Raw genomic sequence first — 12,433 nt, 5'->3', positions numbered from 1 at the left:
TTAAACTCTTTCCAGATAAGGGTTATCAAAACCCAATTTGGCTAAAATCTCGATTTCCAATGCTTCCATTTCTTCAGCATCTTCATCAGAGGTTTCATGGTCATAGCCCATCAGGTGCAACGTACCGTGTACCAGCATATGCGTAAAGTGGGTCAGGGGTGCTTTGCTTTGTTCTTGTGCTTCTCGAAGAACTACAGGAATACAAATCACCAAGTCGCCAATCGGAAATGAGTCTAAAACTGCTGCCATTTCATCGGGGAGATCGCTCGGAAAAGACAGCACATTGGTAGGTTTGTCTTTACCACGATATTCCAAGTTCAATTTGTGGCTTTCGTCATTGTCCACACATGCAATACCGATCTCACAATCACTTTGTGTATCGATATGACGTAAAGCCGTTTCCACGACTTTTTTGATATGCGCACGTTTCACCACCAATTCAGGTGACTGAAAATTTTGCTGCAAAGAGAGATTAAGTTTCAAAATGAATCCTTAAATGTTTTCGTCTTGATGCTGCCCATCAGCTTTAGCATCATTGTCCGCCACCAAGGCTTCCTGACGTGCTTTACGTTCCGCACGTTGTTCAGCCGTGAGGCGATGTTGTTCGCTGTCCCATCCCTCATAGGCTTCAACAATTTTTTGAACCAATTGATGACGTACCACGTCACGAGAGTGGAAGCGAGTAATATGAATTTCTTTGATTTTTTCAATCACACGTAAGGCATGTGCCAAACCAGATTGTTGACCACGAGGTAAATCGACCTGTGTAATGTCGCCCGTGATCACCGCTCGAGAACCAAAGCCTAAACGGGTGAGGAACATTTTCATCTGTTCAGGGGTAGTGTTCTGTGCTTCATCTAAAATCACAAAAGAATGATTTAAGGTACGACCACGCATGTAGGCGAGTGGTGCAACTTCAATCACTTGACGTTCAATTAGTTTAGCGACTTTTTCAAAACCGAGCATTTCATACAAAGCGTCGTAGAGAGGACGTAAGTAAGGGTCAATTTTTTGGCTCAAATCACCGGGTAAAAAACCCAATTTTTCACCGGCTTCAACCGCAGGGCGAACCAATAAAATGCGTTGAATTTCGTTACGTTCTAGCATATCTACAGCAGCGGCGACCGCGAGATAAGTTTTACCTGTACCCGCTGGGCCGATACCAAATGAAATATCGCTTTGTAAAATACGCTGTACATAGCGTTTTTGATTGGCACCACGTGGATTGATTCGACCTTTACGGGTTTGTAGATAAACATTGTCTAAACCGGTATGCTCATTTTCAGAAAAATCTTCCTGAATTTCGCGGTCAGTCTGACTGCCTTGAATCATCATGTGTAAAATGTCCGCACTAATCTGTGGATTGGTTTCGGACTCTTCATAAAGACGGTGAAGGAGACTTTCGGCTCTCTCTACCGCATCGATTTCCCCATCGACAAAAAAAGCATCTGCACGATGAGAAATTTTGACATCTAAACGTTGTTCAATTTGTTTGAGATGACCGTTATAGGCACCGAGCATGCTTTGTAAACGGTCAAGTGGAATACCAGCAAAAGTTACAGTACGTCGAATCGCTGCAGTCAAGAGAATTCCTTTAAATTGGTCTGACGATTAAGCTTACATTACGCCACGTCAGGCTCAAGATTCAAGAGTTCACCGTAAACAAACTTCAAAGTTTTAATATCGGTCACTTCAATCTCTGCAAAACGCCCAACCCATGCAGGATCACCGATAAAGCTAACCAAACGTGTATTGTCTGCAGTACCAATCAGCAAGTTCGGATCTTTGTCTGAAACAGACTCAATCAAGACACGCTGAATGGTCCCTAGCATTGCATCAGTTTTATCGATACTGGATTGTTTAATCCATTGTTGAACTTTTGCAAGACGTTCTTTTTTCACATCTTCAGGGGTTGTGTCTTCAAGTTCTGAGGCAGGAGTACCCGGACGTTTTGAGTAGATGAAACTGTATGAATGATCGAAGTCCATATCTTGGATAAATTGATAAGTTTCTTCGAAGTTTTCGTCAGTCTCACCCGGAAAGCCAATAATAAAGTCGCTAGATAAATGCATATCAGGGCGAACTTGACGTAATTTAGCAATTTTATCGATATATACATCAATCGTGTGGTTACGTTTCATGGCTTGTAGAACGTCATTCGATCCACTTTGAACTGGTAGATGCAAGTGAGAAACCATTTGCGGTAAGTCACGGTAGCATTGAATCAAGTCATCATTAAATTCAAGCGGGTGCGATGTGGTGTAACGAATACGACCAATGCCTGGAATCTCAGCAACTAAACGTAATAAGTCTGCAAAGGTACAGATTTCCCCTTCAAAAGTTTCACCACGGTAGCCATTCACGTTTTGGCCGAGTAATGAAATTTCACGTACGCCTTTTTCAGCTAAAGTGGCAATTTCAGCCAATACGTCATCGAGTGGGCGAGAAACCTCTTCACCACGGGTATAAGGAACTACGCAGAATGAACAGTATTTAGAACAGCCTTCCATGATAGAAACAAAGGCTTTAAACCCTTCTACACGCGGTTCAGGTAAAAAGTCGAATTTTTCAATATCAGGGAATGAAATATCCACCAACTGAATTTTTTCTTTTTTCGGTTTGACCACTTGCTCAGTATGCTGATCGAGCATTTGCGGTAAACGATGCAAAGTTTGCGGACCAAACACCATATCTACATACGGTGCGCGTTTTTGAATGTTGTCACCTTCCTGAGAAGCAACACAGCCACCAACACCAATCACCAAGTTAGGATTCTTTTCTTTCAGTTTGCGCCAGCGGCCTAACTCAGAAAATACTTTTTCTTGTGCTTTTTCACGGATAGAGCAGGTATTCATCAGGAGAATATCCGCTTCTTTTGGATCGCTTGTCAGCACATAGCCGTGAGAATCACCTAAAAGGTCGCCCATACGTTGACTGTCATACTCATTCATCTGACACCCTTGCGTTTCGATGTACAGTTTTTTCACTGTTCCATCTTGAGCTGGGGTGTGCTGTGGCTGGGTAACAGTGTTATCTGGGGCAGCTTGGGCACTATTGGGGATGAAGGTTTGAACCGTCATGTAGGCTCCTAAAGGAATTTTATGAAAATCAATAACCATACGTGGCTGACAGACAATTCAATCAATTGAATTGTGCAGCTGCGGAGGTCAAAAAGGGGATTTTAAGAATGGGCAATATTTTAGCAGTAATTCACTAGAAACTTACAGCCTAAAATGACAACTCTGCCATATTGATTTATGAAGCAAAAATGTTTGAAAATTAATATTGGCTAATCATAAGGTTACATAACAGAACACAATGCAGAGTTTAGAATTATTAAACTAATTCCTAAACAAAGTTCGATGTGCTGTAACTGAGCAGAATGACATGAAAGAAGGCAAGTGGATGTTAAAACATAATTTTAAACAGAAAAATTACGCTAAATTACTTGCTTTGAGTGTCGGGCTCTCCGGAATTTCTGCGTTTGCCCAAGCCGCAGATGAGCAGTTTAACGATGCTTTACGTGCCGCGAATGCAGGCAATATTAGTTTATTACAACAATACCAATCATCCATGCAAAATGACGTTTTGGGCTATTATCCAGAATATTGGTTACTGAATAACAATTTGGCTTCACAGCCAGCAAGTGCCATTATTAATTTTGCACAGCGCTATCCAAATTCGGCAATGGCAGAAAAATTAGCCGCAGATTATGTTGAAGAAAAAGTCAAACAAGCTGATTTCGCTACAGCACAGCCTGTCTTGCAATATGTGACTAATGCTGACCGTGCTGAAACATGTGCCATGGCTCAAGTCCGCGCAAAGTCGGGCGACCCTCTTGTTTACGCAGAATTTAAAGATGTATGGTTGACCACAAACTCACAACCTGACTCGTGTACGGGCTTGGGCCGTATGATGCTGTCGAGTCCTTTAATGACTCAAGATGACCGCCATCAACGGATGTGGGGACAGTTAAGAGCGGGTCAGTCAGGACAAGCGATTGCGACTGCGCAAACCATTGGCGTGAATATTAATTTATCGCAACTCAACACCATTCAAGCCAATCCACTGAATTATTTATGGTCTGCACCCAAAGCCACAGCTGAAGATCATGCATACCTGATTTATGCGATGGGTCGCTTGGCCGATAGCGACTTAAATGGCGCGATTTCTTCGGTGAAACGTGCAGCAGAAGGCACACCAGCCGATGTACAAAAAGCCCTATACCGTAGTGTCGGGTATATCGGTGGTACAACGGTAATGAAAAATAATTTCAACCGTGAAGTTCTAAATTATCTTGATTTGAGTTATGGACTGCCTTTTAGTGCAGAAGAAGCCGAGATTTATGCGCGACAAGCCATTCGTTTTGGCGCATGGGAAAGTGTCATTCGTGCAATTGATGCGATGAGCGTTTCGCAAAAGCAGGAAGACCGTTGGCAATATTGGTTAGCACGTGCCTCTGAACAACGTGGGGATGCCTCATCTAAACGTGCGGCTAAAGAAATTTATCGCAAGCTTGCCGTTGGCGATGATTACCATAATTTGTTAGCACGTGACAAAATTGGTCAGTCTTATAACAATATTCCGTCAAATGTGCAGCCTTCGTCACAAGATGCGCAGCGTCTCAGTCAGGATATTCACTTCCGTCGTGCCTTTGCATTGCGCAATATTAATGCATCTGACAGCTATATTAACCGTGAATGGAACTGGGCAGTGCGTCAAGCCTATTTAAAGCATGATGATGGCATGATTCTTGCCGCAGCTAAACGAGCAACCGATATGGGGTGGTATGATCGGGCGATTTATGCAGCAGATCGAACCACCAACCAGCATAACTATGCTTTACGTTATGCCATGCCACATCAAAATTATGTGGTGAGTCATAGTCGTAATGCAGGGATTGACCCAGCATGGGCTTATGGTTTGATGCGTCAAGAAAGTCGGTTTGTTACTAGCGCACGTTCACATGTCGGTGCCGGTGGTTTAATGCAAATTATGCCAGACACCGCAAAATTGGTGGCTCGTCAGATGGGGGAGAGTTATAACCCCGCTGCATTAACGGATATGAATACCAATATCCGTTATGGCACTTTCTATTTATCAATGATTCAACGTCAATTGAGTAATAGTCCAGTATTAGCGACTGCAGGCTACAATGCGGGTCCAAATCGTGCTCGACGCTGGCAGCCTGAGTATCAAGCGATTGCAGCGGACCAATATACGGAATCGATTCCATTAACGGAAACTCGAGACTATGTAAAACATGTGATGACCAATGCAACCCATTACGGCCTTTTATTGGGTCAGGGGCCGCAATCGATTGAAAAACGAATGCAAATGATTCCATTACGGAATGCGCAATAAGCATTGAAGCAACGCGCCTGTTTTGAGGCGCAATATGGGTAAATAATGAATGCCGAACTTGAACATTAGACCTGTTTATCGAATACTGACATCACTGCTCATCGGCATTGGTGCAGGCTTTGGTGTGTCTGTGCTTTCGGCAGCACCCATGGTTAATGGCTATGTGATGGATGTACAAATGGTGCCAGCTGTTTGCGCCTATGATCCTTTAAAAAGTAAAAAACGTAAATGTCTGGAAGGCTATTCACTCAATATCACGGGCCTATATCCAGAAACTTCTACCCGTGATTGCACCACCAATAGTTCAGCTAAACTTTCTCCGTTGCAAGCCAAAGTGGTTGCACGGATTATGCCTGATGAAAATGCTCGCGTGGCGCTTTGGCACACTACCGGCGGCTGTATCCCAATGAATGCTAGTCAGTATTTCAGAACCATTATTAATCATGCAGATAAGCTAAAAATTCCAGATGAATTGACTAGCCAAGAAACCCAATCCATTCATGCCAATGTCTTGCGTAATAAAATGTTGCGTATGAACAGCGGATTGGTATCCCAAAGTATTGAATTTAACTGTATGCAAACCCGTGGTGGCAGTTTACTGACCGAGATTAAAATTTGCTATAAAAACAATGGGCAGTATAAAAGTTGCCCTACGACTATTGTCGGAAATTGTCCTGCAACTTTCATAATTAAAGGTTCTTTCTAAGCTTTTTTCTGCATTTTATTTATATTTCCTATCATACTTTTGTTGAAAAGCATTCTCTTTTACATGCAAGCGTCAAAAGATTGGAGTACAATCTTTGCCGTTTATGATTATTAAGATTAGATAGAACAGCTATTTAATCATTATGACCTTCCTCAATTGGAGATAATTACATGAAGCAAGCAGTTCGTGTTGCCGTTACTGGCGCAGCTGGTCAAATCGGTTATAGCTTATTATTCCGTATCGCAAGCGGTGAAATGTTGGGTAAAGACCAACCAGTTATCCTTCAATTATTAGAAATTCCAGTTGAGAAAGCTCAACAAGCGCTTAAAGGCGTAATGATGGAACTTGATGACTGCGCATTCCCTCTTTTAGAAGGTATGATCGGTACTGATGATCCTAAAGTTGCATTCAAAGATGCTGACTACGCTCTTCTTGTAGGTTCACGTCCACGTGGTCCTGGTATGGAACGTGCTGACCTTCTTAAAGTAAACGGTGAAATCTTCATCGGTCAAGGCCAAGCACTTAACGAAGTTGCTAGCCGTGACGTTAAAGTTCTTGTTGTAGGTAACCCTGCAAACACTAACGCTTACATCGCAATGAAATCTGCTCCAGATCTTCCAGCGAAAAACTTCACAGCAATGTTACGTCTTGACCACAACCGTGCGTTAACTCAACTTGCTCAAAAAGCGGGTGTTGCAGTTTCTGACATCGAAAACATGACAGTTTGGGGTAACCACTCTCCAACAATGTATGCTGACTACCGTTTTGCAAATGTAAACGGCGAGAGCTTAAAAGACAAAATCAACGATGCTGCTTGGAACAAAGACGTATTCCTTCCAACTGTTGGTAAACGTGGTGCTGCGATCATTGAAGCGCGTGGTCTTTCTTCTGCTGCTTCTGCTGCAAACGCTGCAATCGACCATATGCGCGATTGGGCTCTTGGCACAAACGGCAAATGGGTAACTATGGGTATTCCTTCTGACGGTTCTTATGGTATTCCTGAAGGCGTAATGTTCGGTTTCCCTGTAACTTGTGAAAATGGCGAATACAAAATCGTTCAAGGTCTTGAAATCGACGAATTCAGCCGTGAACGTATCAACGTCACTCTAGACGAGCTTGAAGAAGAACGTGCAGCAGTTGCTGACATGGTTAAATAATTTAATTTTTTAAATTAAATTATAAAAAAAAGCACTCCATTTGGGGTGCTTTTTTATGGCCTGCGAAAAATACCAAGCTTAAGTTTTGAACAAAAAAATAACACGTTGAGATGTAGTTGCAACTGACAAAGTCAATTAAACAGATAACTATGAAGATGGAAGAAATGTTTTTGGCTTGAGGAGAACGGCAATGTTTGATCAACAACCGACGTTGGAACTATTTTTTGAACAATTGGGTTTAGATGCAAGTCCGGAAGGCATTGACCAATTTATCGAAACGCATCAAATCACCATGGATGTTCCATTGCACGAAGCGCCATTTTGGACGAAGTCACAGCGTGATTTCATTATCAGTCATTGGAAAAAAGATGATGACTGGGCCATAGTGGTCGATATTTTAAATGAACAATTGCATACAGAACATAAGCTTTCCGGATCATGCAAAATCTAAATACAATTTGAAACAACAAACCTAGTTTTAACGCTAGGTTTTTTTAGCTTCATCATATAAGTTAATTAAATAATAAATGACAGATTAGTTGATAAGGAGGGCGAGATGCTCAATCAAAATAAACCATCCTTAGCTTTATTGTTTTCTCAATTGGGGTTAGCTAGCAGTCCAGCTGCGATCGAGTTATACGTGCGTACGCATCAGCTTGCTGCAAGTGAAAATTTACATGATGCGCCATTTTGGAATAAAGCGCAGCGTGATTTTCTAATCAGTCATTTAGTACAAGATGATGATTGGGCGATTTGGATTGATGAGCTGAATCAACAGTTGCATATGGATGCATATAAGCTGCAGCCAGCATAAATTTCATTTCTCCACAAATAAAAAAACACCTCCTCGGAGGTGTTTTTTTATTTAGTGCAGTTTGCTTTGGCGTAATTCTGAAAACCAGTCTTCTTGGCGATATGGATTAAATGCAGGATGCTCAAGTAATGTGGTCAGTTTGAATTCTTGAGATTTGCAGTACTTATTTAGCCAGTGGCGGGTTAACGCAGGTTCCTGTTTTACTGCAGAGGCATAGGCCAGGTAGAAGTAAATGTCGCCATGTTCAGCTTTGGACATCGGTTTCATAATCTGCTGGGTAATCAGGGCATAGCGCTGCTCTTGGGTAATTTCAAAAAATATCATATAAGCTTTGGCTAAATGTACAGACAAACTGACGTATAGCTCAATCGGCATTTCTTCAAATTCAATCCGGCTTTGCTCAAGTAGAACAATGGCTTCTTGCAGAAAATACACTTGTTCTTGATGGTTCTTACTTAAATTAACCAATTGCAGGCGTAAGTCTGCGCGCTCAAGAGCAAGTTCAGGGCTGTTGCCTTGTAGAAATAATTGATCGGTTTCGCCAATACGCTGAATAATTTTATGACTGTTTTGACGCATCGGGTACATCCTCATCTATGAATGACTCATATATGAGGATAGTTTAAGGGATTTAAAGGAGGAATCTCGAATTACCACATCGAGTTGTCATTACGTAGCCAAGCCGTAATCGATAAACGTTGATGTTTTGCTTCGAGTACCTCGTGTAATAGGTCACTTTGGAATAACGCAATGCGATTCGGTTTAGGTTCTAAAATATGCCAAACATCATTCTTATCTTGTAAGCGCAATTCACCGCCCCAGTCGGCTTGCCAATATTCATGCAAATAATAAACTGCTGAAATGACACGTCCATTTTTGCCTTGAGGATTATCTTTGTGTAGTGCATAAAACTCACCTGCGTTATAACAAGCAAAATGTGCTTCGACTTCGTGAATGTTAGAAAAAAATGCGCGATTAAATTGTTCTGATAAATGTTCTAAGGCTTGAACGTGTTCTTGTGCGACATCTAATGTGTCGTTAATCCATAAAATATGATCACTTCTAATTTTACTGATGACTCCATTTTGTACGGCTGCATCCCTAAATTTATTTAAATTTGACATACATTCTTCAACAAGTGCATGTATATATTCAGCAGGATAAGCGTCATCAATAATGCTAAACCCGTGTTGATCTAAATCATCGAGGATTTGATCAACCGGCCAAGACTTTGGGAGAAAGGCTGTTTCCATATACGATCCATAAAGTTGTGGAAAAAAAGGTGACGTATTCTAGAGCAAGAATAGCATCGGAATGAAACTATTTTTCATGCTAAAATGTCCGTTGATATTAGGAATTAAAGAAACATGAATTACCGTCACCATTTCCATGCAGGCAACTTTGCCGACGTGATGAAGCACGTTTTGCTGCTTCAGTTATTAAGTCGACTGAATGCAAAAGATAAACCTTATCGCTATGTAGATACACATGGTGGTGCAGGTAAATATGATCTTTCGACCTCTGAAGCACAGAAATCAGGTGAGTTTTTAAATGGTATTCATCGTTTAGTTAAGCTCGATGATTCGATTAAACGCAATGCGCCTGAAGGTGTTCAACAATATTTAAAAGTTGTTGAAAAAATGCGTGAAAACTTTGGCAAAGGCGCTTATCCAGGCTCTCCGTGGTTCGCACTTGAAGGCATGCGTGAAACTGATAAGGCAACGATTTTTGAAATGCAGCGCGATGTATTCCAACAATTGCGCCACAATATTTTTGATAAACGTGCAGGCTTGCATGAGCGTGATGCTTACGAAGGTTTACTGGCTGTAATTCCACCAAAAGAAAAACGTGGTTTGGTCATGATTGACCCGCCTTACGAATTAGAACGTAAAGATTTTCCACAGCTTGTAGAATTGTTGGTGGCTGCTTATAAAAAATGGCCGACAGGCGTTTTTGCGGTATGGTATCCAATTAAAGACCGCGCGATGATTGAACGTTTTGAAAAGAAAATGTACAAAACCGGCATTCGTCGTCAGTTGGTTTGCGAAATTTGTGTATGGCCAGATGACACTCCAGTCGGTCTAAATGGTTGTGGTTTATTGGTGATTAACCCACCTTGGAAATTCTCTGAAGATGCGGACGAAGCATTACAATGGTTGTTCCCACATCTTCGTATGAATGAAAATGGTGGTCATGCAGCCGTACGTTGGTTGGTTGGCGAATAATTTTAAACTTGAAAAAGAAAGGTCACAGTTAGGATCGAACAATGACAAATACAAATAAACCTGAGCGGGAAATTTCTTCAAAGGATGAAAATGCATTTGATGGCATTACATTTGAAGTTGAAGAAGAGGAGCATACCCATGAAGGGCATAAAGTGAAACGTCGTGGGATCTATCTGTGGCCAAACTTGATTACAACTGCAGCGTTGTTATCCGGCTTTTATTCAATAATTGCCAGTATGAATGGTGAGTTTCAACAAGCCATTTATGCCATTTTCCTTGCAGCATTATTTGATGGTTTGGATGGACGTGTCGCACGTGCTATCGGCGCACAAAGTCCTTTTGGTGAACAGTTTGACTCGTTGTCGGACTTGCTAGCATTTGGTGTTGCACCTGCCATTTTAATGTATAGCTGGAGTCTAAATGACTTAGGCCGTATTGGCCTGGCAGCATGTTTTGTTTACACCGCATGTGCAGCCTTCCGTTTGGCACGTTTTAACGTACAAATTGGGGTTGTCGATAAACGTTATTTTATTGGTGTTGCAAGTCCACTCGCAGCCGTTATGATTATTTCATTGGTATGGGTAGGTATGGATATCCCTGCGGTCTTCGACTTACGCGAAACAGGTATTCAGATTTTTAATGCGGTAGTGATTATTGCAGTGGGTCTATTGATGATCTCAAATGTAAAATACTATTCATTTAAAACTGTGGATCGTCGCCGTGTTCCATTTGCGGTGTTGCCAATCATAGTCTTCATTTTAGCTGCTGTAACGTATAATATTCCAATGGGTATTTTAATTATTTCAGTAATTTATGCATTGTCTGGCTTTGTCACAACCTTAATGGCAAAAAAGGCTGAAGCATGAGTTAAAACATGAAATAAAAATGAAAAGGAGCTTGATATGCAGATATTTCAAGATTTCTTGGATCAATCAAGACGATTGAATCAAGCTCCAGATATGCAACATAAAAAAATAAATCTACATGCGCCGAATACGCCTTACCCTTCAGTCCATTATGGACTCTGTCTACCGAATCTTCCTGCGCCCTTACATTATCTTAACTTTATAAGTTGGCTCGGTCAGCCTCAGATTCCCGCTTTTCAAAATCCTGTGTCCATTCAACAAGACGAACTCAATACAGCCACAGTATTGACCAGTGTGAGCGGTCATATGGTTGGGCAATTACAATCATATTCCATCAAAGACGACTGTAGTCTGAGTGATACCGTCTTTAAATTTAGAGATAAAGAGCAGATTGGTTGGGATGGAGCGGTATTTCAAATCCATCGAGAAGATACTGAACTCAGTTTAGATTTGTCCGTGCAAACTACCGATATTTCTTCGTGTTTAATTAAGTTGAGATTAGGTCTTGCTGAATATTGGTCGGTGATGTGCCAATGTGAAGGTCAAATCAAATTTCAGGGCCAGATTTATGATGTAAATCAGCTGGCGGTATTATCCTATGCGCAAATACGCAAGTTCCCATATTTACCTTTAGCGTTTTATACCCATCAGGTGATTAACCTTAGTCGACAACGTCAAATTATCTTTATGCAAACGCGAGACCGCTATAACAATATTTTGAGCTCACGTTTATATCTAAGAGATTTAAATCAGAAGCAAGTGTTCATGGCGGATCAAGGCGTGTTCTTTAAAGTCATGCGCGTTTATCCTGTGGTTAAAACACCCAATTTGCAAAAAATGTATTTGCCACGTGAATTTGAATGGATTTACCAAAATGACAAAATGAAAATACATGTACAAGCGCAGAGTCGTGGAGATTTTAAATTTGGACTAGGGGCGGGCTATGCAGGAAGCTTTAACTATCAAATCAAAATCAACGACGAAATCGAGTGTGGGGAAGGTGGTTACTGTGAATATGTTGATTGTCGAGCTTTAAAATGGCAAGAAAAGAATGAAAAAGATAAATTAACGGACAAATATGGAAATATTGTCCCTTTTATGCTCAAAAAATAGTAAAAAAACTCAATTTAGTAGAATAAATAAACAAACGTAATGAAAAATTAAAAATAAATGGAAAAGGGTGTTGCGTTGGATCAGAAATGCTGTAGAATGCACATCCATCGGCGGTGATGAAGATTAAAACTTCTGATAAAACAATGACTTGGTTGAATTGATTAAGTTTGGTTTTATTTGATAAGTTT

At 41.1% G+C, this 12,433-nt stretch carries 13 protein-coding genes and 1 pseudogene; 8 read left to right on the top strand and 6 right to left on the bottom strand.

The window, feature by feature from the left end; translation table 11 throughout:
- From ybeY to miaB, 3 genes are read right to left on the bottom strand one after another with little or no spacing between them, the layout of a single operon-like run.
- Positions 1 to 483 carry an rRNA maturation RNase YbeY gene (gene ybeY, locus M5F03_RS15165; RefSeq protein WP_249708816.1) on the bottom strand — a complete coding sequence of 161 codons (483 nt, stop codon included), beginning with the start codon at positions 481 to 483 and terminating at the stop codon, positions 1 to 3.
- Between the two features lie 9 nt (positions 484 to 492).
- On the bottom strand, positions 493 to 1,584 hold the full coding sequence (locus M5F03_RS15160) for a PhoH family protein (RefSeq protein WP_111885944.1): 1,092 nt from the start codon (positions 1,582 to 1,584) through the stop codon (positions 493 to 495).
- A 38-nt stretch (positions 1,585 to 1,622) separates the two neighbouring features.
- The gene (gene miaB, locus M5F03_RS15155) at positions 1,623 to 3,080 is read right to left on the bottom strand and encodes a tRNA (N6-isopentenyl adenosine(37)-C2)-methylthiotransferase MiaB (protein WP_249708815.1); all 1,458 of its coding nucleotides are present in this window, start codon (positions 3,078 to 3,080) and stop codon (positions 1,623 to 1,625) included.
- Between the two features lie 307 nt (positions 3,081 to 3,387).
- Between miaB and M5F03_RS15150 the strand changes: the two genes are divergently transcribed.
- The 5 genes from M5F03_RS15150 to M5F03_RS15130 all read left to right on the top strand — a co-directional run bounded on the left by M5F03_RS15150 (position 3,388) and on the right by M5F03_RS15130 (position 8,041).
- Positions 3,388 to 5,364 carry a lytic transglycosylase domain-containing protein gene (locus M5F03_RS15150; RefSeq protein WP_249708814.1) on the top strand — a complete coding sequence of 659 codons (1,977 nt, stop codon included), beginning with the start codon at positions 3,388 to 3,390 and terminating at the stop codon, positions 5,362 to 5,364.
- Positions 5,365 to 5,413: 49 nt separating this feature from the next.
- Entirely contained in the window at positions 5,414 to 6,070 is a 657-nt protein-coding gene (locus M5F03_RS15145) for a ribonuclease T2 family protein (protein ID WP_249708813.1), read from the top strand.
- A 170-nt stretch (positions 6,071 to 6,240) separates the two neighbouring features.
- Positions 6,241 to 7,227, top strand: coding sequence for a malate dehydrogenase (locus M5F03_RS15140; protein WP_249708812.1), 987 nt, complete (start codon positions 6,241 to 6,243; stop codon positions 7,225 to 7,227).
- 190 nt (positions 7,228 to 7,417) lie between these two features.
- On the top strand, positions 7,418 to 7,678 hold the full coding sequence (locus tag M5F03_RS15135) for a DUF2789 family protein (protein ID WP_078192425.1): 261 nt from the start codon (positions 7,418 to 7,420) through the stop codon (positions 7,676 to 7,678).
- A gap of 105 nt (positions 7,679 to 7,783) precedes the next feature.
- Complete coding sequence (locus M5F03_RS15130; RefSeq protein ID WP_078189234.1) at positions 7,784 to 8,041, top strand: DUF2789 family protein; 258 nt, start codon at positions 7,784 to 7,786, stop codon at positions 8,039 to 8,041.
- Positions 8,042 to 8,092: 51 nt separating this feature from the next.
- On the opposite strand, the gene M5F03_RS15125 is transcribed toward M5F03_RS15130, so the two are convergent.
- Positions 8,093 to 8,620 (bottom strand): hypothetical protein, encoded by a 528-nt coding sequence (locus M5F03_RS15125; protein ID WP_180131890.1) that lies wholly within the window; start codon positions 8,618 to 8,620, stop codon positions 8,093 to 8,095.
- A gap of 71 nt (positions 8,621 to 8,691) precedes the next feature.
- Entirely contained in the window at positions 8,692 to 9,294 is a 603-nt protein-coding gene (locus M5F03_RS15120; RefSeq protein ID WP_111885952.1) for a 2OG-Fe(II) oxygenase, read from the bottom strand.
- Positions 9,295 to 9,408: 114 nt separating this feature from the next.
- On the opposite strand from M5F03_RS15120, the gene M5F03_RS15115 reads away from it, so the two are divergent.
- From M5F03_RS15115 to M5F03_RS15105, 3 genes are read left to right on the top strand one after another with little or no spacing between them, the layout of a single operon-like run.
- Positions 9,409 to 10,266 (top strand): 23S rRNA (adenine(2030)-N(6))-methyltransferase RlmJ, encoded by an 858-nt coding sequence (locus M5F03_RS15115; RefSeq protein ID WP_180106962.1) that lies wholly within the window; start codon positions 9,409 to 9,411, stop codon positions 10,264 to 10,266.
- Between the two features lie 41 nt (positions 10,267 to 10,307).
- Positions 10,308 to 11,132, top strand: coding sequence for a CDP-diacylglycerol--serine O-phosphatidyltransferase (gene pssA / locus M5F03_RS15110; protein WP_078192422.1), 825 nt, complete (start codon positions 10,308 to 10,310; stop codon positions 11,130 to 11,132).
- 36 nt (positions 11,133 to 11,168) lie between these two features.
- Positions 11,169 to 12,245, top strand: a complete 1,077-nt coding sequence (locus tag M5F03_RS15105; RefSeq protein WP_249708811.1) for a DUF6670 family protein — start codon at positions 11,169 to 11,171, stop codon at positions 12,243 to 12,245.
- On the opposite strand, the pseudogene M5F03_RS15100 reads toward M5F03_RS15105, so the two are convergent.
- A pseudogene (locus tag M5F03_RS15100) lies at positions 12,235 to 12,433 on the bottom strand (hypothetical protein); the annotation flags it as partial. The gene M5F03_RS15105 and the pseudogene M5F03_RS15100 sit on opposite strands and share 11 nt — an antisense overlap.

The organism is Acinetobacter amyesii (genome assembly GCF_023499985.1).
Taxonomy (GTDB): Bacteria; Pseudomonadota; Gammaproteobacteria; order Pseudomonadales; family Moraxellaceae; genus Acinetobacter; species Acinetobacter amyesii.
This window is presented reverse-complemented; position numbering and strand designations above follow the sequence as displayed.